The sequence below is a fragment of the Shewanella inventionis genome, from assembly GCF_014641855.1.
GTDB classification, from domain to species: domain Bacteria; phylum Pseudomonadota; class Gammaproteobacteria; order Enterobacterales; family Shewanellaceae; genus Shewanella; species Shewanella inventionis.
The window spans coordinates 13718-37805 of sequence record NZ_BMII01000013.1 but is presented as its reverse complement, the minus strand read 5'-3'; the positions used below and the strand labels follow the sequence as shown (position 1 = coordinate 37805).

Sequence of the window (24088 nt, the reverse complement as noted above, 5' to 3'; positions counted from 1 at the left end):
AGAGTCATCCAGCCTTAGCCAACTAAGCGTTAAGGCTGGACATCATGCAAAGTTAGGCAATTAAGGAGTGATCATGAACGAAGATATGGCAATTATCGCATTGGTATTTATCATTGTTGTGGGCACCACAGCATCAGAAATGTTTAAACACTATTTAAGGCATAAACAAAAAGCTGAAGCCGATGGATTAGCAGACATTAAAGCGCAAAACCAGGCACTGATTGAACGCATTCAAGTGCTAGAAAAACTCGTGACCGAAAGCGACTTTGACTTAAAGCAACAGTTTAAAAAGCTGTGACGCTCGCAACCACGCTTATGCCATTACAAATATCAATCATTGGCCGAATACTTAACCTCATTCGGCTAATGATTCTTAATTGGCGCAAACAGCTGCAATTTAACGGTATTTCGCCCAGCCAGCTTAGCTAAATAAAGCTGCTCATCAGCTTGCTGCAACACATCACTAAAATGGTACTTTGCTGCATCAGCAACCAGAGTGTTAACCACCACACCCCCAATACTTACTGTTACCCAATGGCGATTACCGACTTTATTGGGAATATGCAATTGCTCAATGGCCTTGCATATGTTTTCAGCTATTTTCAATATTGTGCCGGAGTCGCTCTCTGCAAAAATAATACAAAACTCTTCTCCGCCAAACCGAGCAACTAGCGCGTCATAACCTGCTACCTGCTCAGCAAGACTTGTCGCCACAGCAACCAATGCATTGTCACCGGCTAAATGTCCGTATTGGTCATTAAACGCTTTAAAGTGATCAATATCTATCATCATGGTACTAAAGCCTTTTTGCTCTGTATGCCAACGTAACATAATGTCTTTAGCAAACGTCTCAAGTCCTCGGCGATTTGTTATACCGGTAAGCGCATCCTGCACGGTTAATGTTTCTAAATAATTTTGCTGGGCATTAAACTTTAGCAACAACTGATTGAATGAATAAGACATACTTTCTATTTCATCAATTAAATGATGGGAGGTTATTTTGCTCATTAATCCATCACTAGATGAGTCGTTAATACTTTGATTGAATCGAATTAAAGGCGATATTAACCATCTTGAAAGCATCATCATTGACAATGAGATGATCAATATCGCAGCCAGTACCAGCGAAATAACCGCTATCCAATCTAACTGAGGCAATGACGTTTTTTTATGCTTAAGAGTCACTTGGACCGCTTGATTATCAAACGCATTACTTATTAACCAACTGTGAGAAGGGCTGATGCTGTCAATTAGTTTTAAACTAAAAAAGTCATCTATTTCATTCGATGTTTTAAAGGCTGGCGTAATAGAAAAGCTCACCAAAGAATATCGGCTAATGTCATTAACCAGAGCCTTATCTAACAAACGTATCATGGTTAAACTGCCAACTATCTCCCCTGTTGCGGTAGAAGGTAAAATAGTCGTGTTACTATAGTAAATAAGCTGTCCATCAAGCACTAAATAGCCGCTACGACTAGACACTTTTTGCAACGCTATCTCTGCCGATGAAGGCAATATATTAACAAGGCCAGTACTCCCTTGAGTGATCAAGTTTATTAACGATTGTCTCGAGTTAAGCAATGACTCGTGTTGATACTCCCACACAAGCTGGTTATTTAGATCAGTTAATAAAACCGCATCGATATTTGCCGCCTCAAATGCATTGTCGGGCATATTACTTTGTACAAATTCATCCGTCGGGTTGTGAACATATTCAACGAGGTCATCCCAAACTGCATAATCGTAGCAAAGCGTCGTTAGGCTATTTTTCGACAAAGACAATGCTGAATGCAACAAATTATACTCTTGCTGCTGTTGATCAAGAATTTCAGCCTTAATGCCTGGGAGGTAAAAAAAGTAATAAATGCTCGCCAACAAGAAACATATGGAGGCAAATAAAGAGGAGAGCAAAAAAAGCGAGAAGCGTTTTAATGTCATATAGCTAAGTCCCCGTTTACACCGATATCCACAGTGTAGTACCTAAATAGCCTAGATATGGTGAACATCTGTCAATCATCACAGCACAATAGCAAATAGGACCAGCTTTACCCAACTAAGAACCAGGCCATTAAAACTAAGAACTTAACTGAAGGCCTGGTTGAGTAACGTTAAATGAGCTTTTACTTCGCTTTAGGTCTAAACGGCTTAATCACCGCTTCATCACACTCTAAAAAGGGACCATCCATTAGGTCGATGCAATACGGAATGGCGGGAAACACTGCATCTAAACATTCGCGGATAGACTTAGGTTTGCCCGGTAAATTCACAATTAACGAATCAGCTCGTAGTCCCGCAGTTTGGCGCGACAAAATTGCCGTTGGCACAAACTTTAATGACTCGGCGCGCATTAATTCACCAAAGCCAGGCATCATACGGTCGCACACGGCTTCAGTTGCTTCTGGAGTCACATCGCGTTTTGCCGGGCCAGTGCCGCCTGTAGTAACAATTAAGCAGCAATCTTGATTGTCGGCCAAATCAATTAAGGTCGCTTCAATCACATCTTGCTCATCTGGGATCACCTTATACACAGGCTCCCACTCAGAGGTTAAATACTCATTTAATACATCAATAATGGCCTTGCCTGATAAGTCTTCATAAATGCCAGCGCTGGCACGATCGCTTACTGTCACGATGCCGATTTTTGCTTTGCTCATGGTAATCTTTCCCTAAATGTGGGGTGATTAACCTCGGTTTGCGTTGAGGTTAAATCAGTAATGCTGTTATAGATGGCTAATCTACCAAAAAACATCGACATCACAAAATTGCAGCCCCATAAATGCAAACCTCCTCAAACAATGACATCAGCCAAGCGACTATTTATACTGACCGCAGCTATCAAACATTGGATTTTACTATGCAAAAACAACAACACGGCTTTACCCTCATTGAATTAGTGGTAGTGATTATTATTTTAGGAATTTTAGCGGTAGTGGCCGCGCCGAAGTTTATAAACTTAAAAAGTGATGCGGTCATTGCCAATTTAAATGGCTTACAAGGTGCATTAAAGTCGGCTAATACCTTGGTGTATTCAAAAGCCGTATTGGCTGGTCAAGAAAAACTCGAGCCAGGTTCGGTGACATTGAATGCTAGTGCTGTGAGTACAACTGTAGGATACATAACGCCTCTTGGGGCTAATGTGGCATTAGTGCTTGATGGATCATTTGAAGTAATGGTTAATGCAAATGATACGATTACCGCAGATTGGGGAATATTCAACGTATCTGGCGGAAAATCTATGTACATTGTACCGAAAGGATTTGCTACCTTTGACAGCTGCAATTTGCTTTACAACGTTGACTCATCTAAAACTGAACCTGCCTTTTACAGCCTAACCACCAGCGGCTGTTAATCTCCCCGCAATATTGAACCACAAAAAGCTTAAGCATTGATACTGCCAGCCATGACTCGTGCAGTATCAGTTCCAATGCTTATGTTGAGTTTACAACCATGCTTACGTTTAAGCCTTATAGACGTTTAAAGCTTTAGACGTTTAAAGCTGAAAACTTATAAAACATTAACGCTTAACGCAAACCGTTAAAATACCTTCAGCAGCCATGGCAGCAACCTGTTGCAACTCATCAACACTTGCACCTTCAGACGCCTGCATCGAAAATCCCTGAAACAAGGTGGTCATCAAACTTGCCAATACCTCTGGCTCACAATCGGCTTGTAATTCGCCGCTGGTTTTCGCTTGCGTAAATCGGTCCACTAACCGCTGTTTATGTTTGGCTTTACGCGCTAATACTGTTTGCTTAATTGACTCACTCGCCTCACTGCATGACAGGGTACTGTTAATGAGCGCACAACCTTGTGGATGGCTACAGTCGGTAAATTGAGTTGCTGCACCAAGTAATAATCCACGAATAACATCGGCAACATGCTCGTGCTGAAACGCAATATTAAATAGCGAGTCTGGTCGATTTTCATATAAGTCGATGGCTTTAAAAAATAACTGTTCTTTATTACCAAAGGCAGCATAAAGACTGGGCTTTTTAATGCCCATAGCTTCAGTGAGTTCGTTTAAAGAAGTCCCTTCGTAACCATTACGCCAAAACACATTAAGCGCTTGCTCTAACGCCAAGTCGATATCGAACCCACGTGGGCGACCAACACAAGCGGCTTTTGATGTTGTCATAAGTCGTACCTCATATATTAACGAACCCCTGATGATCTTAACATTGACTTAAGATACTCACTTTTGGGGCATTTCATAGCGCATTATTAAACCACAAGTCGTATTCATTGTTTGCAGAGTAATCACAAAATGAGTGATTCATCAACATTGTCGTTCTGCTGCAAAACACATCACTTTCTGCGCAATGACTCATCTTCACACTAAATGAATGTCTGGTCAAAATAATTTAATACCCATCGGTACAAAATACATTGACAGGGGTATTTTAATCTATATATTACCGTTCGGTACAGAACAATTTATACCAGTCGGTACAAAAACCTAGCCACAGACAAAAAAGTAACGCAACCAATAGCCTGTTAAATGACATAAACGCTATTGATTAGAGGACAGCAACATGACTATGTTTAAATCAATTCAATCTACTTTGTTAGTCAGCCTAACGGCAGTACTGCTAGTGGCTTGTGGGCAACAACCTGCAGCACAACAAGCTGGTGCTGCACCTGCCGCCCCTGAAGTGAATGTTGCTAACGTATTGCACGAGCGCATTACCGAATGGGATCAATTTACCGGACGCCTACAAGCGCCAGAAGAAGTCACCCTAGTACCGCGCGTATCGGGTTACATTGAGTCGGTAAACTTTACAGAAGGTGCACTCGTAAACAAAGGCGATGTGCTGTTTACCATTGACGCCAAAGTCTTTACTGCAGAAGTGGAGCGTCTTCAAGCTGAACTCACCAGTGCAAAATCGGCACATGAACTGGCTAAAAACGACTTTGACCGTGCCAATAAATTGTTTAGTCAACAAGCCGTGTCTGAAGAGCTAATTGACACTCGCCGTAGCACAATGCATCAAACCGCTGCAGCTGTAGCATCGGTAAAAGCGGCATTAACCAGCGCAAAATTAAACCTTGAATACGCTCAGGTTACCGCGCCCATTTCTGGCCGCGTGTCTTACGCCAACGAAACCGCAGGTAACTATGTAACAGCGGGACAAACCCAACTCACCAGCTTGGTTTCAACGGCAAATATGCATGCCTACTTTGATATCGACGAGCAAACGTACCTTAAATATGCTTCGTTATCGGGCGAAAATAAGCGCCAGGATCCACGCTCAGGTAACAACACAGTATTAATGGCTCTCGCCAATGAAACCGAGTTTACCCACCAGGGTGTGATCGACTTTGTTGATAACGCCGTTAACCAACAAACCGGTACTATTCGTGTACGAGCCAGCTTCGCCAACCCAAACAACATGTTAATGCCGGGCTTATTTGCACGTATTAGCATTGCAGGCAGCGCGTCTTATCAAGGTATTTTGGTTGACGACAAAGCCATTTTTACCGACCTAAGCAATAAATACGTTTTAGTGGTAAACGAGCAAAACACCCTTGAATACCGCGGTGTAACCTTAGGCGAAAAAATTCACGGTTTACGCATTATTACTAACGGCTTACAACCAGACGACAAAATTGTGGTTAACAGCCTGCAAAAAGTGCGTCCTAACGTAACCATTACCCCTAAATTGACCGATATGGCCGATAGCAGCCAAATAGAAGCGCTGCATCAAGCACAGTTACTATTTGATAATCAGCCGCTTACAGCACAAATTGCTGATGAAGCAACTCAAGGCTAAGGAATACCCCTATCATGTTGTCGCAATTTTTTATTAAAAGACCGATTTTTGCCGCAGTGCTGTCGCTATTGTTTTTTATCGCGGGCGCACTGGCAGTTTGGCAATTACCGATCACCGAATACCCAGAAGTGGTACCGCCAACGGTCGTAGTGACTGCAAACTACCCTGGTGCCAACCCAAAAGTGATCGCAGAAACCGTCGCATCACCATTAGAACAAGAGATCAACGGCGTTGAGAACATGCTTTACATGTCATCTCAAGCCACCTCTGATGGCCGCATGACATTAACGGTCACCTTTGCCATTGGTACCGATGTTGATTTAGCACAAACCCAGGTACAAAGCCGAGTTGAACGTGCAAAACCGCGTTTACCAGAAGAAGTACAACGTTTAGGGATTGTGACCGAAAAATCATCACCAGACTTAACCATGGTGGTGCATTTAACCTCGCCCGACAATCGTTATGACATGCTGTACCTGTCTAACTATGCGGTGTTAAAAGTTAAAGACGAACTTGCCCGTATTGAAGGCGTGGGCGCGGTGCGAGTATTTGGCGCCGGCGACTACAGCATGCGTGTGTGGTTAGACCCGAATAAAGTGGCCGCAATAGGTTTGTCACCTAGCGATGTAGTTGCGGCCATTCGTGAGCAAAACCAACAAGCAGCCGCAGGTAGCTTAGGCGCACAGCCTAGTGGCGACAGTGATTTCCAACTGCTTATCAATGTAAAAGGCCGTTTGGCCAACGTTGAAGAATTTGAAAACATTATTGTTAAAGTGGGCTCTCAAGGCCAAATCACCCGCTTAAAAGATGTTGCACGTGTTGAACTAGGCGCATCAACTTATGCACTGCGTTCAATGCTAGACAATAAAGATGCTGCGGCACTACCTGTGTTCCAAGCATCTGGCTCTAACGCGATTCAGATTTCTGATGACGTTCGCGCCAAAATGAAAGAAATATCAGCCACCTTCCCAGAAGGCTTAACCTACGACATCGTTTACGACCCAACGGTATTCGTACGCGGCTCGATTGAAGCTGTGGTAAAAACCTTACTAGAAGCCATTTTACTGGTGGTATTAGTGGTGGTGTTGTTTTTACAAACCTGGCGCGCCTCAATTATTCCATTAGTGGCAGTACCTGTATCACTTGTGGGTACCTTTGCCTTTATGCACTTGATGGGCTTCTCGCTTAATGCCTTGTCATTATTTGGCTTAGTATTGGCCATTGGTATTGTGGTCGACGACGCTATTGTTGTGGTGGAAAACGTTGAGCGTAATATCGAAGAAGGCTTATCACCTTTAGCGGCAACACAAAAAGCCATGAAAGAAGTGACCGGCCCCATTATCGCCACTACCTTAGTATTGGCCGCGGTATTTATTCCAACGGCATTTATGTCAGGTTTAACCGGCCAATTTTATAAACAGTTTGCCTTGACCATTACCATTTCGACCTTTATTTCGGCGATAAACTCGTTGACCTTAAGCCCTGCGTTATCGGCATTGTTACTTAAGAGTCATCACGACAAGCAAGACTTCCTTACCCGTGGCATGGACAAAATGCTGGGTGGTTGGTTATTTGCCCCGTTTAACCGTTTCTTTGCAAAACTGTCTGACGGTTACGGCTGGGTCGTGAAAAAAGTGACTCGCTTTGGTGTTGTTGTGGGTGTGTTGTATGTCGGCTTAGTCGGCGTAACAGGTTTACAATTTGCAAGCACACCAACAGGTTACGTACCAGGGCAAGACAAACAATACTTAATTGCCTTTGCACAATTACCCGACGCAGCATCGCTTGATCGCACCGAAGCCATCGTGAAGCAAATGTCATCCATTGCGCTAGAGCAACCGGGAGTCGCACATGCAGTGGCGTTTCCAGGCTTAAGCATTAACGGCTTTACTAACAGCACTAACAGCGCAATTTTGTTTACCCCGCTAGATGACTTTGCCGACCGTAAAGATCCATCGCTTTCAGCTGGGGCTATTGCCGCCGCGTTAAACCAAAAGTTTGCCGCCATTGATGGTGCATTTATTGCGATTTTTCCACCACCTCCGGTACAAGGTTTAGGCACAATCGGTGGTTTTAGATTGCAAATTCAAGACCGGGCAAACCACGGCTACGATGAGCTGTATAAAGTGACCATGCAGGTCATGCAAAAAGCTTGGGCAACGCCAGAATTAGCTGGTGTGTTCTCAAGTTATCAGGTTAATGTGCCACAACTTGAAGTAGAAGTTGACCGCACCAAAGCCAAGCAACAAGCCGTGTCGTTAGACGAATTGTTTGCCACGCTACAAGGTTATATGGGGTCGGTTTACGCCAACGACTTTAACCAGTTTGGCCGCACATACCAGGTTAACGTGCAAGCAGACGAGCAGTTTAGACAAACACCAGAGCAAATAGCTCAGCTCAAGGTACGCAACAACCAGGGTGAAATGGTGCCTATTGGCTCATTTATTAACGTGGCCAATGTGGCAGGTCCAGATCGCGTTATGCACTACAACGGCTTTACCACTGCCGAGCTTAATGGCGGTGCAGCACCTGGTTTTAGTAGTGGCGAGGCACAAGCTGCGATTGAAAAAATCCTGGCCGAAACCTTACCAAACGGCATGACTTACGAATGGACTGAAATTACTTACCAGCAAATATTGGCCGGTAATGCAGGCGTGTATATCTTCCCATTAATCATTTTATTAGTGTTTATGGTATTAGCCGCACAGTACGAAAGCTTAAGTTTACCGTTGGCGATTATCTTAATTATTCCGATGACGATTCTGTCGGCAATCAGTGGCGTATTAATATACGGCGGCGACAACAACATCTTTACCCAAATCGGACTGATTGTTTTGGTGGGGCTGGCAACCAAAAATGCCATCTTAATTGTTGAGTTTGCTAAAGAGCTGCAAGACAAAGGCATGGAGCCGTTACAAGCCATTCTTGAGGCTGGCCGCTTACGTTTACGCCCCATTTTAATGACATCTATCGCCTTTATTATGGGTGTAGTGCCTATGGTGTTCTCAAGTGGCCCAGGGGCAGAAATGCGTCAAGCCATTGGTGTAGCAGTGTTTGCCGGTATGATTGGTGTGACCATATTTGGTCTACTGCTCACACCACTGTTTTACTACGCCTTAGCAAAACGCGCTAAAACAGTCGAAGCAGACTAGCCTACAACTGAGTTATTCATACTTCAGGTTATTTAAACAGCAAAGAGGTAAGCCGCAAGGATTACCTCTTTTTTATCAATTGCGAAGCAATTACTTTTCAGACTTAATCAGTTCAACTAGGCTAGGTAACGCAGGAAACGCCCCCTTAACACTGCAGGTCATTGCACCACATTTTATCGCAAATTTAACAGCATGCTCCACTACTGCCCGGCTAGATAATACCTCAGTCACATTACCATAATCACCCGCACTCGCATGCTCAAAAGATTCACCTAGCTGCCACAATAGTCCAGCTACAAAACTGTCGCCTGCCGCGGTGGTATCTACCGGTTGAATGCACGGAACGGCCACTTCAAAAGAAAACGCCTGACTGAAACAGCGCACTGGCTCTGGGCCATTTGTGATTAAAATTAGGGTTACCCCCTGGTGTAAGCAATGCTGTAAGTACTCTTCAACATCAACACCACGAGCTCCAGCCAAAAATACGGCTTCCTCATGGCTCATTTTAAGAACATGTGTATACGGTAAGCACTGCTCAACGCGGCCGGCCAATAAGTTAACATCTGCCCATAAAGACAAGCGTAAGTTAACATCAAAACTGATTAGCTTTTTCTGGGCATAAGCTGTTTTTACTCCATGCATGCTACTGTTAAAAATAGCGGCCTCTGTAAAGGTGTTTGAGCACAAATGGAATATATCAACCACAGACCAATTTAAGGAATCAAAATGAGCCGCGCTATAAAGCATATCTGCCGTATCTTGACGATTAAAGCTAAATGAACGCTCGCCATTAGCATCCAAATTTACCAGCACTGTGGCCGTTGCTGCATTGGGCACTAATGCTAAATGACTGACATCGACCCCATGCCCAGCCAATTCTCGCGTTAACATGTGCCCATACTCATCGTCACTGATGCCACCAGCAAAATAGCTGCGACCACCTAATTTGGCGTACCCTACTGCCACGTTTGCTGGCGCGCCACCCGCGATAGGCTGGTGCATTAATGGCTGATCATCAACAGGCAGTAAATCAACCAGCACTTCACCAAAACTCAATAATGTCGTCATATTTGTTTCCAAAAAAAAAGCCCATTTTCATGGGCTTGTTAACAGGGGATTAATTATCAATGTTGCAGACTATGTCAGCAGTTAAAACTCATACTTAACTGTAGCGGTAGTTGTACGGCCATTGATGGTTCGTGCTCTGATAATATTGTTATCAGGAATTGAACCCTCTTCAGCTTCAGTAATACCCACAGTATCGAACAAGTTGTTAACGTTTAATGCTAGCGAAAGCGCATCAGTTAACTGATAAGATGCAAAGGCATTTACCTGAGTGTAACCGTCAAATTCAAGGTCGTTATTATCTTGTGCATAGGTGTCAGTTGTACCAATCAAGTTGACGCCAACAGAACCTTTATCAAAGTTATAGCGACCCATTAGCGAGTAAATAAAGTCTGCTTGACGACGTGGCGTATTGCCCACAACATCAGGATTTAATGCATCCGCCACAATTTCAGCATCTGTCCAGGTTACGTTACCGCGAAAATCAAAATCGCCAACGTAGTAAGCCCCTTCTAACTCAAGCCCTTTTGCCTCATATTTACGGTCAAAAAAGTTTTGGCTAGTCGCTTCAAAGTTTTGCTCTTCGGTTTCAGAATAAAACGCAGTCGCAAACACTGACAAACTGTCATAGCGATATTTAACACCCATTTCATACTGGTCAACTTCGTCGACAGAGTCTTCATCTGCAACAGAGCCATCGGCGCGCACTTTACCAAATAGCAAACGGTCAGCATTAGCACGACCGCCATGACTGATACGACCAAATGCGGCTAAATCTTCAGAGATTTGATAGTTAGCACCTAATGAGTAAGACATGTAGCCCCAATCGTAATTTACCAATTGCGGGTCCGCATTATCGATTGACGATACGCTCAGTTCTGGCTGAGAAATAGTACCGTCACGGTTCATGTCAACCTGAGACTGAACGCTACCAGCGTAATAGCCACTTGCATCACCAGAGTCATAACGCAAGCTACCATCTAATGATAAGTCACCAAACTTAGTTGATGCTGCAATGTACGGTGCTTTAATGGTGTAGTCAGAATCGTAATTACGTTGGCAACAGTTGCCCCAATATGGCACGCCGTAAGCGTACAAACCGTTGTCAGAATATGACGTGCCGTCAGCAGCAACCACATCAAGAAGTGCGGCATTATCACCTTTTACTTCCATTAAGTATGAGTTCCACATCCAGGTCATATTGATATTTTGCGTGGCGGTATAAAAACCAAATGTCACGTCAGAATCATCAAAACTTTTGGTTAGCTTCATATCATTCACAATCGAACCAAAATCATTCATGGTCACGTCGAATGAGTGAACTCGCATCGCTAAGTCGCTTTGAAAAACCTCACCAGCATTAGCGCCATTAGCGTAAAGTAACTGTGAACCTGCACCACCGATACTGTCAGCAATACTAGAGCTGCTTCCGACTTCGGCAGGGATCAACGACATAAAGTTGCCGCTAACGTCAGATACACGGAAACGGTTTTCAACCAACCAATCATCGCCTAAATCAAATGACGCCTCTAAACCCACAGAGTTGACAATAGGATTCATGCCATCACGCATGTCGCCACGACTGATATTGCCATCGGCATCTAACCGAAGCGTTGATAACAAATTAGCTGAGTGAACAGTATCTGATTTAGAATCAAAGCCGCTAATTGAACTTCCATCTGAGTACATTGGCATAGGTAAATAACCAATGCTCTTATCATCTAAATGTTTGAAGTATAAACGGACATAACCACTGTCAAACTCTTTTGTAATATTAGCTTTAATCTGGCCGCCTTTGTTAGCCGTGTAGCCTGGATCACGCGGGCCATCACCAGTACGCACAAAACCACCAATATGGAAACGCATTGAATCGTTAATGCTTGCGCCATATTCAAAATCAGTGCGTAACGTGTCGTAATCTAACCCTACAGTAGATGAAACACTACCTGCGTCGCTGGTACCCGTTTTGCTGATTACGTTAATAATGCCACCAGGCGCGTTACTGGCAGCAGTTGACGCTGAACCGCCACGGATTGATTCGATAGTTTGTGTTGTTGAATCAATACGTAAAAATATATCAGCGTTACCAAAGGCTATATCGCCAAACTGCAAAATAGGTAAACCATCTTCTTGGATTTGTAAAAATTTAGCACCACCAGAAGCAACAGGTAAACCGCGAACCGCGATGTTTGCATTGCCCTCACCACCAGTAGACTCAACTTTCATGCCCGGAATAATACGAAACGCTTCAGCCGACGAGCGCGGAGAGCTGATGGCCAAATCGTCTGGAGATACACTACTCACTGACACGCTCGAGTCCATAACTCGGGTACCACGAGCAACCCCCGTTACAGTGATACGTTCCAAACCAATGGCATCTTTTTGTGTGTCAGCCGTTTCAGCGTCAGCCGCCCAAAGGCTTGAGCTAACCATCACAGCAAGCGTACTTAATACAAACTTTGTCGATGTGCTATTTATCATTTTTATGTCCCCACATAGAGTATATTGATGTTGTCTAATCTCCCCATAACAACATCGTCTTTATCTTTTATATCAATCTATTAAGTCTGTTTGGTTATTTCGTGAGACTAGCTTACTAGCAAACCTAGCTCACTTCATCAAATGCAAAAACGCTACTCTCGTGTTTGAGATCAACCTATTAATTAACCCCAAACCAACCCGTTTACACGTTACCCAAAAATCAACTTAATCGATTAAGATACAATTTAGCAACTAAACTGTAAATTGCAAGTACAATTTATGTTCAATTAACAGCTAAATACTATTTTTTTACTTAAGTTAATGTTTATTAAATTAAATATAAATTTAACATTCGAGGTAATTATTCAACATTAGTAGATAAGAGATGACCAGAAGGGTCTTTAAACAGGTTATAAATAGCCATTAAGCACAACAAAAATGCAAAACCAGTGGCAAGATAGAAACCATATTTAACGTGACCAAAAATATCGCCCACAAACCCCATTAGCAATGGACCTAACGCAGCAGATAGTGCGGTAAAAAACAAAATAACACCCGCCACGGAACCATGCTGTTCAACAGGGAAACAGCTGATCCCCTTAGAGTTTAATGTTGGGTAAATCATTGACATAAATAATCCTGACAATGGCAGCAAAATAACCGCAGCAGCAATACCATAAATCATGGCGCCTAAATAACATAAGCTGATCGCCAAGCTAAACCAAAACATCACTTGCTGCCAACTAAACCGATTAAGTATCCAGCCCCCCAAAAAGCGACCAATTGCCCGTAAGGTAAAAAAGATGGTAAGTGCATAGGTGGCAATTAACACTAAATCACCTTCATAATTAAGCAGCAATGTCGGCATCCACACATAAATGGCCACCTCAGTTGCAACATACAACCCAATTGCAAGCGAATACCCTAATGCATAAGGGTTTTTCATCATTTTAAAGGTACTGGCAAGGTTAATTTCTTGAGTCGATGTGCGCTTAAGTTGTGGGTATGGCGCTCGATAAGCTAACCAACACAATACCAAGCAAAACACCCCCGCACCAAAATAAAGATATTTCCATGACACGCCTGTAATGAGTAAATAACTCACAATGGCAGGCCCCACCATTGCACCCACACCAAAAAAGCCTTCAACGGTATTCATGGTACTTGAGTGCTGTTTTGAACTCGTCGAAATATCGCCAATCAGCCCAAGCGCTCCTGTTTTAAATACACCAATGGCAATCCCGACTAACGCCAATAAAAACAAAAAATAATAAAACGATTCGCCCAGAGCAAACATAAAACTCGCTAGAGCAAACAATAGTAAGCCAATTAAAATCGTAGCCTTACGCCCTAGTTTATCGGCTAAAAAGCCCAAAAAGAGACCGCTTAATGCAATAAAAAGCATCGGCATATAATGAAATGCACTTGCCTGTGACATCGATAAATCAAACGTTGTAATTAATTCCGGAATAATCACCCCAACAGCATCTGAGGTCATTGCAAACATAAAAAACATCAAATATGTCAGCATTCTGATCCTAGAGTCGTCTCTATTTTCATGTGTATTCAACGTACTAGTCATACTATCCACCTTATTGTTATAAACTTTATTTGTGGTTTTTTGAGTCAACAACCTCATTCTCATCCGTCTTCTCCCACAGAAAACGAACTCAATTTTAAACAAAGCCCTTGAATAATGTTTCATCTTGGTTAAATATACAACTTAATCGATTAAGTTTTTTTTATAAATTTACTTTAAGAGTCACCAAAATGAAAAATAATGTTCAGCTGATTACATACGTAGACCGTATCGCGCACTCAGACTTAAAAGGACTCAAACAGGTTCTGAACACAGAACTACACGATCTTTTTGGTGGCGTGCATTTATTGCCATTTTATTACCCAATAGACGGAAGCGATGCCGGATTTGATCCCATTGACCACAGCAAAGTCGATGCGCGTCTAGGGGATTGGAACGACGTAAAAGCAATTGGTGAGCAATACGATATTATGGCCGACTTAATTGTTAACCATATGTCTGCCGAATCAACTGAGTTTAAAGACGTGTTAGCCAAGGGTAAGCAATCACCATATTGGGATTTGTTCTTAACCAAAGAAAGCGTATTCCCCAATGGGTTAAGTGCTGAAGACCAGGCAAAAATTTATCGTCCACGTCCAGGGAGTTGCTTCACAACATACCAACTTGCTGATGGCACTGAAGCAGAATTTTGGACAACATTTACATCAAACCAAATAGACATTAATGTTCACACCGAGGCAGGAAAAGCCCACCTCAATAATGTATTAATGCGCTTTCACGAAAGTAAAGTGAATCTAATTAGACTTGATGCCGCAGGCTACGCGATTAAAAAACCGGGTACCAGTTGCTTTATGATTGATGAATCTTTTGCATTTGTAGATGAATTAGCCAAAAAGGCCAATAGCCTTGGCATGACCACATTGGCAGAAATTCATTCTCATTATATGACGCAAATCGACATCGCTAAACGTGTAGACATGGTGTACGACTTTGCATTACCACCGCTACTTTTACACAGCTTGTTTAGCCATGACTCAAGCGCGTTAAGCCATTGGCTATCCATTGCCCCGCGTAACTGCGTGACGGTATTAGACACTCACGATGGCATTGGTATTATCGATGCGGGTCCTGTTGGCAATAAAGCAGGTTTATTAACGCCAGCTGAAATAGATAATTTAGTCAATAGTATCCACCGCAACAGCAACGGCGAAAGCTTGCAGGCAACAGGGGCGGCAGCAAGCAACGTTGACTTATACCAAGTCAACTGCACTTATTATGATGCTTTAGGACAAAATGACATAGACTACCTGATTGCACGCAGTGTACAGTTTTTTGCCCCGGGTATTCCACAGGTTTACTACACAGGCTTACTTGCAGAACCCAATGCCATGGAATTACTCAACAATACCAAGGTAGGTCGCGATATTAATCGTCCTTATTTGCAGGTGAGCGATATTCAGCAGTCTATGCAAAAGCCTGTTGTAAAAGCACTGTGTGAACTGATTACGCTTCGCAATACCATTAAGGCATTTAATGGCGAGTTTAGTATGCACAATCAAGATAACCAGCTTGAGCTAACATGGAGTTTAAACGACAGCAAAGCCACGCTTACTGTCGATTTTGCAACCAAACAAGCAAGAATCAATATTGTGGAAGCACAACAAACAACTGACATTGTGATTGCTGATTTACTGAAAAAACACAGTGCTTAAATTGTAAAAAATCAGGCGCCAATAGCGCCTGATTCTTATGTTTACAACGCATTACATCAACAACTGCCACCTATCGACAACTCATACCCCAATAATTCTGCATGATGGGCATCGGCAATAAACATTTCAGCGGCTTTACGCCCTTTTTGTTCAGAATGTTGGTAAACCGTCGTTAGCGCCGGCAACATTCGTGCGGCCTCATCAATGCCATCAAAACCCACCACGCGAATATCTTCAGGGATCCGTATTCCTTGTTGTATCGCTTCGCGCATTAAGCTCAAGGCGATTAAGTCACTCATACACAAGAATACGTTAGGCCGAGGAACACTATTTAATGCCTCTTTGGCTGCAATACTGGCAAAATCAGAGTTGCTTTCAGGAATATTCCAAATACGATCATCACCTAATTTAACGCCTGTATCACTAATTGCATCCAAATAACCTTGCAGGCGTTGATGTGCAACAGATGTGTCGATCTCCATCGAATGAATATCATAAACACGACAGGTTAAATGGGTGTCTAGCAAGCGTAGACCAAGAATTGCAACATGGTCATTTGGCGACTTAATTGCCAGTTTTGCAACCTCATAGGCACCGGCTTTGTTATCAATACTCACAGACGCGCTGCGGTGAATATTAAAGTCGACAGTAACAACTTTTTTACGAATTTTTTTTAACTGTTCGGCCAGCAAACGATTTCGTGGGCGGCCATAACAAATAAAACCATCAACAAAATCATTAATGCTATTTACACTGTCGGCACTGCCTGAAAACAATAATAGATTAATTTTATGTTGCTCAAAAACAGCGGCAACGCCTTTCATAAATCGGCTTGCAACAGGATCAGACACCATGTACTCAATACTGTCCGACAACACCAGTGCCACTGTATCAAACTTGCCACGCCTTAAAGACTGTGCTGCTTTGTTTGGGCCAAAATACCCTAGTTCTTTACAAGCCGCTAAAATCTCTGTGCGACGTTTTTCTGAGAGTTGGTCTGGGCGATTAAACGCATTAGACACTGTCGCATTCGACACGCCTAATTGTTTAGCAATACTTTTTAAGGTCCAATGCTTAGACTCTGACATGCGGGTCCACTCAAGTCGTTACGACGCTCTCTATGAGCAATAAGTACTATGAATATACCGATGACAGACACCGAAAACAATCAAAGCAAAGTAACAATGAGGATAAGACGTGCCCAAATAAAACTCAGGGCACGAAATAGGCAAAGATTAAGGGTTAATCTTGTAGATTGTATTGTTGAGCGTAGTTAACCAAACTGGCTAGTGACATATTTTGCTGCTCTGTCGGATTTGTTAAACGTTTTGCAAACCAATAACGCGGCTTCCAATAGACATTATTTAAGCTAGATATTTTCACGCCTTTTTTGGTCGAGGCATGTAAAAACTTATCCTGGCCCATGTAAATCCCCACATGACGGGTCGTGCGGCCAGTTTTAAAAAACACCAAATCACCAATATCAAGCTGATGCCTAGGGACTTCTTTCCCTAAAATCCGTTGTGCATTGACTGAGCGAGGTAACTTTTCACCCACAATATCAAGATAGGCTAAATACACAAAACCAGAGCAATCAATACCGTTACGGCTTAAGCCTCCTAACCGATACGGCGTGCCTTTCCATTGGTCATGAAAACTGAGTAAGCTTGACTCGCTCCACTTAGGCGGTTCAGGTTCAATTACTGGTGGAACCACCACAGGTTTTGGGGCAACCACAACAGGTGGATTAGACGCGCACGCAGACAGCAACACCACTAAACAAGCAAATACTATTCTTTTAGCCAATTCGACCCACTCCAAGACCCGAAAAAATCACCGAAATATAAAGATCTTTAAACAATTACACAATAAAAATACGCCATAACAGATGTTATAACGGTATTTAGTAACTTAATTTAACGGGTAATCAGCTGCATACATTGCACAATTGAACGTTTTGCTGCAGTTTTATCCGCTTTAATTTGACAGCGTAGCATAGTCCCTTGCCAATTTGACCAAAAAATGTTCGACAACACACTCGCGCTCATGTCTTTTTTAATAAACCCTTGCTGCTGCCCTTGTTCAATAAGCGCGTTAAACAGACTCAACCACTGGTCAAACAGTTGATTCAGTGTCTGATGTAACAAGGTCATCTGCGGATTCACTTCAACCATTAAGTTGCCCAATAAGCACCCACGGGGTTGGCTGTCGCTAAACAAAAAGTCGATAAGTTGATGGTAGCCACTCAATACCACTGTAACGTTAGTTTTAAAGTTAGCATTAAGATCCATGGCTATCGGTGCGATACGTTGGTCAAAATAATATTGCGCGACTTCAGCGGCAAAGGCTTCTTTACTGGCAAAGTAGTGATAAAACGAGCCTTTAGGAATGCCCACTTCATCCAATATAAGTTTAATCCCCACTGCGCTATATCCGTGTAAAGCAAATAGCTTTTCACCGACGGCGCAAATCGACTGTTTACTGGTGGTATTTTTGTTCATAAGCTCTCCCAATTTGGCGCTACGATAAACAAAAATAGACCAGTCGTCTATTTGTTTCCAGTTTATCGATAACATTGGAGCTCGTTGCAATTAAAAAGCACTAAAAGTGCAAAGACATTAGTGAGGTTAGCGTAAAGGGAGTTGACTTGAAGGAGCTAAATAACCTGAATTCAAGTTAAGTAAAAAAGTCGGCCAATGAGTTGTGGCTACACATTCATAACTGCTATGAGCAACACAGAAAGTAACAAAGAGTGAGCCGCGGGAGAATAATTAATGGGTGTTTTGCTTAATAGACTCATCGAGCAGTTGTTGGGTGTCTGCACGCTGCTGGCGACGTTCATCATCGATGTGTTGATTAACCAATTGCTCACATTGTTTTTGCTGGTCATATTGGCTTAAAGGATCGGTCGCTTTATCTGTTTGTGCCTGGCATAACACGCTACTGCATCCGCTTAACAACACACTCATTGCCACAACTAGGCCGGGTAAATATCTCGATGATAGCGCCAAATAACCACGGCTTATTTTGTCATCATGCATATCATTGCTCCCCCATTAAAAGTGACCCCATTAAAAAACCAGCCCGAAGGCTGGTTAATAATAAGCTAATCAATCACGATTACCCAGTAATGCGTAATTCATCGACAACCTTTTTAACGTCGTCGGTATTTTTAGCAATCGTTAAGGCTAAATCACGTTCAGCGTCACTCGATACTGTACCTTCTAAAGTAACTACGCCGTTTTCAACGTCAACATCAATTTCGGTACCCGAAATGTCAGTTGAAAATAATAAGCGAGTTTTCACCACAGTAGCCACTTTTGAGTCGGTTAAGGTTTCGGCTAACGTTTCGCTGTCATCGTCTTTATCATGGTGCTGTTTCATCACGGTTAATTCGTTATTAACCTCGTTGACACCGTCAACACTTTTGACTAATTCGCCAGCCAGTGCCCTATCAACGCTGCTGTTTACTTTACCGGTTAAGGTTACATTGCCGTCTGTTACGTCGGTATTAATATCAAAAGAGTTAAGGTTAGTGTTTAACAATAACGTGGTTTCAGCTTTACCATCAATCCATGCATCTTTTGCATCATTCTGCCAATCTTGAGCTGCGTTTGCAGTAAATGCCATTGAACCAAGAACAATGCTTGTTAATACTGATAATGTCGTCTTTTTCATAAAGATATTCTCCATTGTTAATGTTAATCCTGTATTACACCTTAGATAGTGCGTGAACTGTGCCAAGACTCTTAAGCTGCTGTTTTAAAATGATTTACTATTAATGTTTGTGCAAAGCCTTTCAATAATAGTGACTTACTTTCGGACTTTTTTACCGACTTGATGTAAAAATTTCATGGCGATTGGCTCGACTCGTTAAGTGATAAGTTTTTCATGCTGTCGCAACTGATTTGCAACGATGCAATGCTCTCTGCTAATTGCCTAGTAACACGTTGGCTATTCGCGCGCTTAGCGGCAAGCTTGAGGCGGCTTAACACATATTGCTCAGCGGTAATCAGCACCTTAATCGCTTTTGTCATGCGGTTGTGCGCGATGGCTTTTTCAGCCTCGGCATAATAGGGGGTCAATGACGGCCTTAACGTATCAATACTTTCAATTGTTTGCGGGTATCGCGGTTCAACTTGTTTAAACAATGCTGTGAGTCGGCTTAACATCGTTTTTCTGATCTCTGCCATATGCCTAAAAATCCGTTTTAAATTGTAGTCGTCAGCCCCTTCTGTTGCCTGGGTATAAAATTGTTGCCCCGCCTGGCATAAATCGATGGCTTCATTGATTAACCATAAGTCGCTACCGTCATGCATCACCTCGTGAGTTCGTTTGCTATTCAATGTCATATCTCCTTACGATCGAGTAACGCTTACTGTTAGCTTGTATCGTAACTTGCTAATAAATGTCATATTGAGTCATTATGATGACTTGCATAATTCATACACATTGACAAAGTTTAATTAAACTGTTGATTTTAAATTGTTATGCTGACATTTCACTTTCAGGACAAGCGTCGAATAGGAAAGAATTACCGCCTTTGATTGTCAAATTTACACCATTGACTGACATTGAGTATTAATAGACAGGGAGTAATATCGACATGGGTCGTCCAGTACTTTTTTACCATTTGCGCCAGCCGCAAACACAAGCCCAGCTTTTACAAGTTCCCGGCTGCCAGCATTTCAATAAAATAGCCAGTAGCGTCGATCAATCTTGGCTGGCTCAACTTGAAGACAACGCCGTCGATGTGGCCATTATCGAACTCGCCAATCTTAGCCAACAAGATTATGTTGATATCGCCAACAGTGAGTTAATGGCAGATATCGAATTTATCTTTTTAAGCGAAGGCAAACCCAACCCGAATCTCGATAAGCTGATGGCCACAGGCGCGGGTTATCATTTTCGCCAGCCTTACGACATGACTCTGATTGACGACACCTTACAAGACTTTGCCCAAGATCTGGCGACACTATCTGCTAAAAAACACCAGCCATTTTCAAGCGAGCTAGACCAATATGGTCTGCTTGTGGGCTCATCGCGCGCCATGCATAAACTGTATCGCACCACCCGTAAGGTGGCAGTAACCGAAAGCAATGTGCTTATTATTGGCGAAAGCGGAGCCGGTAAAGAGTTGGTGGCCAATACGATTCATTTAGCCAGCAGCCGAGTAAACGAGCCTTTTATTGCCATTAACTGTGGCGCATTAAGCCCAGAATTAGTCGACAGCGAGTTATTTGGTCATGTAAAAGGTGCCTTTACTGGGGCACACCGAGATCATGCAGGTGTATTTGAACAAGCTGAAGGTGGCACGCTATTTTTAGATGAAGTCACCGAAATGCCACTCGAGCATCAAGTGAAGTTGTTGCGGGTGCTTGAAAATAACGAATATCGACAAGTGGGCAGCCAAAAGGTCAAAAAGGCCAATGTACGCATCGTGGCCGCCACCAACCGCGACCCCGCCAAGGCTATTGAGCAAGGACAATTTCGCGAGGACTTATACTTTCGCTTAGCCCACTTTCCAATTCGCGTACCGCCATTACGTGACAGAGGTGACGACATAAGCGGCTTAGCTCAGCACTTTTTGGCCTATCGTAACTCGGCAGAAAAGCTCAGCAAAACCTTTACTGATGATGCTTTAGCCCTTATTCAACAACAAAAGTGGCCTGGTAATGTGCGAGAGTTAAAGCATGCAATCGAGCGCGCTTACATTCTTGCCGACAATATTATTGATGTAAACCATATCAATATTACCCCGTTAGAGCAGTCGGCCGAGTCAGTTGAAGACGATGTACAAATCCCCGCAGGCATGCGTTTAGATGAACTTGAAAAAGTGGCAATCTATCAAGCGTTAGATCAAACCGCCGGCAATAAAAATGACACCGCGAAGCAGCTCGGTATTAGTGTCAAAACCTTGTACAACAAACTGAGCAAATACGAAGATCAAACCAGCTCAGAAGATTAAGAAACTCATCATCCCAGAAGTGATTCTGAGTTGAAATCCACGAATCTAGCCATCCCGGCAATACTTTTGAGCCGGGACACACCAATATCGTCATCCCGGCAATGCTTTTGAGCCGGGATCCAGGTGTTAGCTTTGTGCTTATGGCCTTCGGCCACTAACGTCGTGGCGCTTCACCCCACAACAAAGAATGTATCTGTAACGTTTACTATTATGGCTTCATCATGGCATTCACGCACTGACACGCAGCAAGTACATCCATGTAGCTCGGCCGACCCGTCCATGGGTCGGACGGTCAGCTCGCAAATATCCATGATGCCCCTATCAATGTTTACTTAATCTGCAAACTTAAAAGAGTAGAGTTTGAATTAACATGATGAATAAGTAACCGAAAGCAGTATGGTTTAACAATGCGGTTGAATCTGAGATATTGATACAAATAAAGTTAAAACGTCGCCACGAAAATTGCTCAAAACGTTTCAAACACGGATAGATTTATTAATGAAACACAGAGATGACGAGGTATTTTGGATACTAGACGTTATTTGAAAACCAACCTTTGTCCGATCTTTATTTTATGGAAACATCCAGAAATGCATAGATCTTTCAATGACAAACAAGGTTAAATCGAAGATATCCATACGGCGGATGTAATCGCAGCTATGACCTTCGAAAACATGGATGTTTTCGCAGAGCGCCCATGGATGGGTTTACCGCGTGTCATAGAAGTGATTTCATTGAGTATCGTTGCCTAGCACCTCAATTTAGTCTGAGTTAAGTTTTATAAAATCTTCCGTTCAAAAGTGAGTTAGATAGCATCTAGTGTAGCGACTTACTTTCGTTGGCCACTCTAGATCTGGTGTGGCCGAAGGCCATAAGTAAACACAAAAGCAAACATAACACCTGGGTCCCGGCTCAAAGCATTACCGGGACGACGTTAGTGGCCGTAGGCCATAAAATGAAAATTACCTCTGTGGAATCATCACAGACAACGACTTAGGTTTCACCTCAGAAGCATATCATCAGCTTCAAACAGCTCACCATCAATCACGTACTGTCGCTTTGCTTTAACAACAGTATGTGTTTAAGCTTTCAATAGAAATTAATTTCGAGTTAGATAAATCATATAATCTTCAAAATTTTAAGCTGATAAACGATAATCACGCAAATCATTAAGTAGTGAGTTAAAGCAAACAAGCGAACCGCGCCTGTCATAGCTGCTGTAGGTACAGCTGCTTTTAGGATCAGAATATTTATGAGAGGCCTGACGATAAATCTAAACTGGAAATATGAAAAGTCCTTTAAGTCAATATGCTTACCTTTCGCATCTCTTCTCAATATCAGCTCAAAATTCACAAATGCCAATAAGTGCACGATACAACAAACAATTATGACTACATCCATCAAGCTATTTACCTTTGCTAGGTGTTATTCCAAAATAAACCAAACTTAACATATGGCACCAAGCGTGCAATAAAAAACACATCAGCAACTCATAACGTTAGTGGCCGCAGGACATAAGTAAAATCAAAACAAACACCTGGATCCCGGCTCAAAAGCATTACCGGGATGACGTTATAGTTGGGGCGATGAGATAGTAGCTAACAAGCTTCTGCCCAAAAACCAGTTGGTCTTAGCTTTCAAATGCCTAAATTCAACCCTGAACTTGAGGTCGTTGAAGACTCTTTATAAAAGAACACGTGAGCTGGCTAACGCATGCACCTCACTAAACTATTCTTTAAAACTTGCTGATAAAACAAACATTGACAGCTTCATCATGGTGGTTTGCGAGCCGACCGTCCGACCCATGGACGGGTCGGTCGAGCTACATGGATGTACTAGCGCGTGTCGGTAAGTGAATGCCATGTTGAAGCCAAATAAAACCTTACAGCTATATGTTTTGCAATGTGTGAAGCACCACGTCGTTAGTGGCCGCAGGCCATAAGTACAAAGCTAACACCTGGATCCCGGCTCAAAAACATTGCCGGGACGACAAATTTAAATAACCGAACCATATAGATATACTTGAATTAAACTAACGTTTATTCACCCTGTCGTGGGCGAAGCATCACGACCTTAATGGCCGCAGGCCAGAATTAAATTACCCCAGCAGAACCACCACACAAACTAGTTTAACATTTGCAACAAATTCAACAATTTAAACCATGACACCAAAAACTTTTATTCTATGCTTTTAGCTTACCTTCAGACAACAAAGAGGCTAAATCGAAGAGAGATAATGACAGGTGCAGATGAGTCAGCGAGTATCTAAAACATGGATGTTTTGGTTAAGCCCACATGGATGTGCTTGCGGCGTCTCGCTTAATCATCTGCACGGAGCCTGCGGCAGGCAATTAATACCGATGAATCATTGGTATAGATTAAGCTGACTCAATACTAAT

General features: G+C 42.7%; 18 protein-coding genes. 6 read left to right on the top strand and 12 right to left on the bottom strand.

What is annotated here, in order from left to right; all coding sequences use genetic code 11:
- The first annotated feature begins 73 nt into the window (after positions 1-73).
- Positions 74-298 (top strand): hypothetical protein, encoded by a 225-nt coding sequence (locus tag IEW93_RS08955; RefSeq protein WP_188738990.1) that lies wholly within the window; start codon positions 74-76, stop codon positions 296-298.
- Positions 299-363: 65 nt separating this feature from the next.
- Here IEW93_RS08955 and IEW93_RS08950 read toward each other — a convergent pair whose 3' ends face one another.
- Positions 364-1938, bottom strand: coding sequence for a diguanylate cyclase (locus tag IEW93_RS08950; protein WP_188738989.1), 1575 nt, complete (start codon positions 1936-1938; stop codon positions 364-366).
- A 182-nt stretch (positions 1939-2120) separates the two neighbouring features.
- Positions 2121-2654, bottom strand: coding sequence for a molybdopterin adenylyltransferase (gene mog / locus IEW93_RS08945; protein ID WP_188738988.1), 534 nt, complete (start codon positions 2652-2654; stop codon positions 2121-2123).
- 122 nt (positions 2655-2776) lie between these two features.
- Between mog and IEW93_RS08940 the strand changes: the two genes are divergently transcribed.
- Positions 2777-3349, top strand: a complete 573-nt coding sequence (locus IEW93_RS08940) for a type II secretion system protein (protein WP_373284896.1) — start codon at positions 2777-2779, stop codon at positions 3347-3349.
- A 165-nt stretch (positions 3350-3514) separates the two neighbouring features.
- Here IEW93_RS08940 and IEW93_RS08935 read toward each other — a convergent pair whose 3' ends face one another.
- Entirely contained in the window at positions 3515-4135 is a 621-nt protein-coding gene (locus IEW93_RS08935) for a TetR/AcrR family transcriptional regulator (protein ID WP_188738987.1), read from the bottom strand.
- A gap of 397 nt (positions 4136-4532) precedes the next feature.
- On the opposite strand from IEW93_RS08935, the gene IEW93_RS08930 reads away from it, so the two are divergent.
- Both IEW93_RS08930 and IEW93_RS08925 read left to right on the top strand, forming a co-directional pair.
- Positions 4533-5771 carry an efflux RND transporter periplasmic adaptor subunit gene (locus IEW93_RS08930; protein ID WP_188738986.1) on the top strand — a complete coding sequence of 413 codons (1239 nt, stop codon included), beginning with the start codon at positions 4533-4535 and terminating at the stop codon, positions 5769-5771.
- 11 nt (positions 5772-5782) lie between these two features.
- A complete protein-coding gene (locus IEW93_RS08925; protein WP_188739068.1) occupies positions 5783-8923 on the top strand; it encodes an efflux RND transporter permease subunit in 3141 nt (1046 codons plus the stop codon).
- A gap of 90 nt (positions 8924-9013) precedes the next feature.
- Here IEW93_RS08925 and IEW93_RS08920 read toward each other — a convergent pair whose 3' ends face one another.
- From IEW93_RS08920 to IEW93_RS08910, 3 genes are all read right to left on the bottom strand, one after another.
- Entirely contained in the window at positions 9014-9991 is a 978-nt protein-coding gene (locus tag IEW93_RS08920; protein ID WP_188738985.1) for a carbohydrate kinase family protein, read from the bottom strand.
- A gap of 81 nt (positions 9992-10072) precedes the next feature.
- On the bottom strand, positions 10073-12469 hold the full coding sequence (locus tag IEW93_RS08915; RefSeq protein WP_188738984.1) for a TonB-dependent receptor domain-containing protein: 2397 nt from the start codon (positions 12467-12469) through the stop codon (positions 10073-10075).
- 361 nt (positions 12470-12830) lie between these two features.
- Positions 12831-14051, bottom strand: coding sequence for an MFS transporter (locus IEW93_RS08910; protein ID WP_188738983.1), 1221 nt, complete (start codon positions 14049-14051; stop codon positions 12831-12833).
- 188 nt (positions 14052-14239) lie between these two features.
- Between IEW93_RS08910 and gtfA the strand changes: the two genes are divergently transcribed.
- Positions 14240-15721, top strand: a complete 1482-nt coding sequence (gtfA, locus tag IEW93_RS08905; protein ID WP_188738982.1) for a sucrose phosphorylase — start codon at positions 14240-14242, stop codon at positions 15719-15721.
- 56 nt (positions 15722-15777) lie between these two features.
- On the opposite strand, the gene IEW93_RS08900 is transcribed toward gtfA, so the two are convergent.
- From IEW93_RS08900 to IEW93_RS08875, 6 genes are all read right to left on the bottom strand, one after another.
- Entirely contained in the window at positions 15778-16809 is a 1032-nt protein-coding gene (locus IEW93_RS08900) for a LacI family DNA-binding transcriptional regulator (protein WP_188738981.1), read from the bottom strand.
- 154 nt (positions 16810-16963) lie between these two features.
- Entirely contained in the window at positions 16964-17527 is a 564-nt protein-coding gene (locus IEW93_RS08895) for an NlpC/P60 family protein (protein WP_188738980.1), read from the bottom strand.
- Positions 17528-17637: 110 nt separating this feature from the next.
- A complete protein-coding gene (locus IEW93_RS08890) occupies positions 17638-18297 on the bottom strand; it encodes a TetR/AcrR family transcriptional regulator (protein ID WP_188738979.1) in 660 nt (219 codons plus the stop codon).
- A 195-nt stretch (positions 18298-18492) separates the two neighbouring features.
- Positions 18493-18762 (bottom strand): hypothetical protein, encoded by a 270-nt coding sequence (locus IEW93_RS08885; RefSeq protein WP_188738978.1) that lies wholly within the window; start codon positions 18760-18762, stop codon positions 18493-18495.
- Positions 18763-18841: 79 nt separating this feature from the next.
- Positions 18842-19399: a BON domain-containing protein gene (locus IEW93_RS08880; RefSeq protein WP_188738977.1), complete on the bottom strand. Its 558-nt coding sequence runs from the start codon at positions 19397-19399 to the stop codon at positions 18842-18844.
- A 173-nt stretch (positions 19400-19572) separates the two neighbouring features.
- Positions 19573-20067: a ferritin family protein gene (locus IEW93_RS08875; RefSeq protein ID WP_223419030.1), complete on the bottom strand. Its 495-nt coding sequence runs from the start codon at positions 20065-20067 to the stop codon at positions 19573-19575.
- A gap of 260 nt (positions 20068-20327) precedes the next feature.
- Between IEW93_RS08875 and IEW93_RS08870 the strand changes: the two genes are divergently transcribed.
- Positions 20328-21689 carry a sigma-54 interaction domain-containing protein gene (locus tag IEW93_RS08870; protein ID WP_188738975.1) on the top strand — a complete coding sequence of 454 codons (1362 nt, stop codon included), beginning with the start codon at positions 20328-20330 and terminating at the stop codon, positions 21687-21689.
- Positions 21690-24088: the final 2399 nt, after the last annotated feature.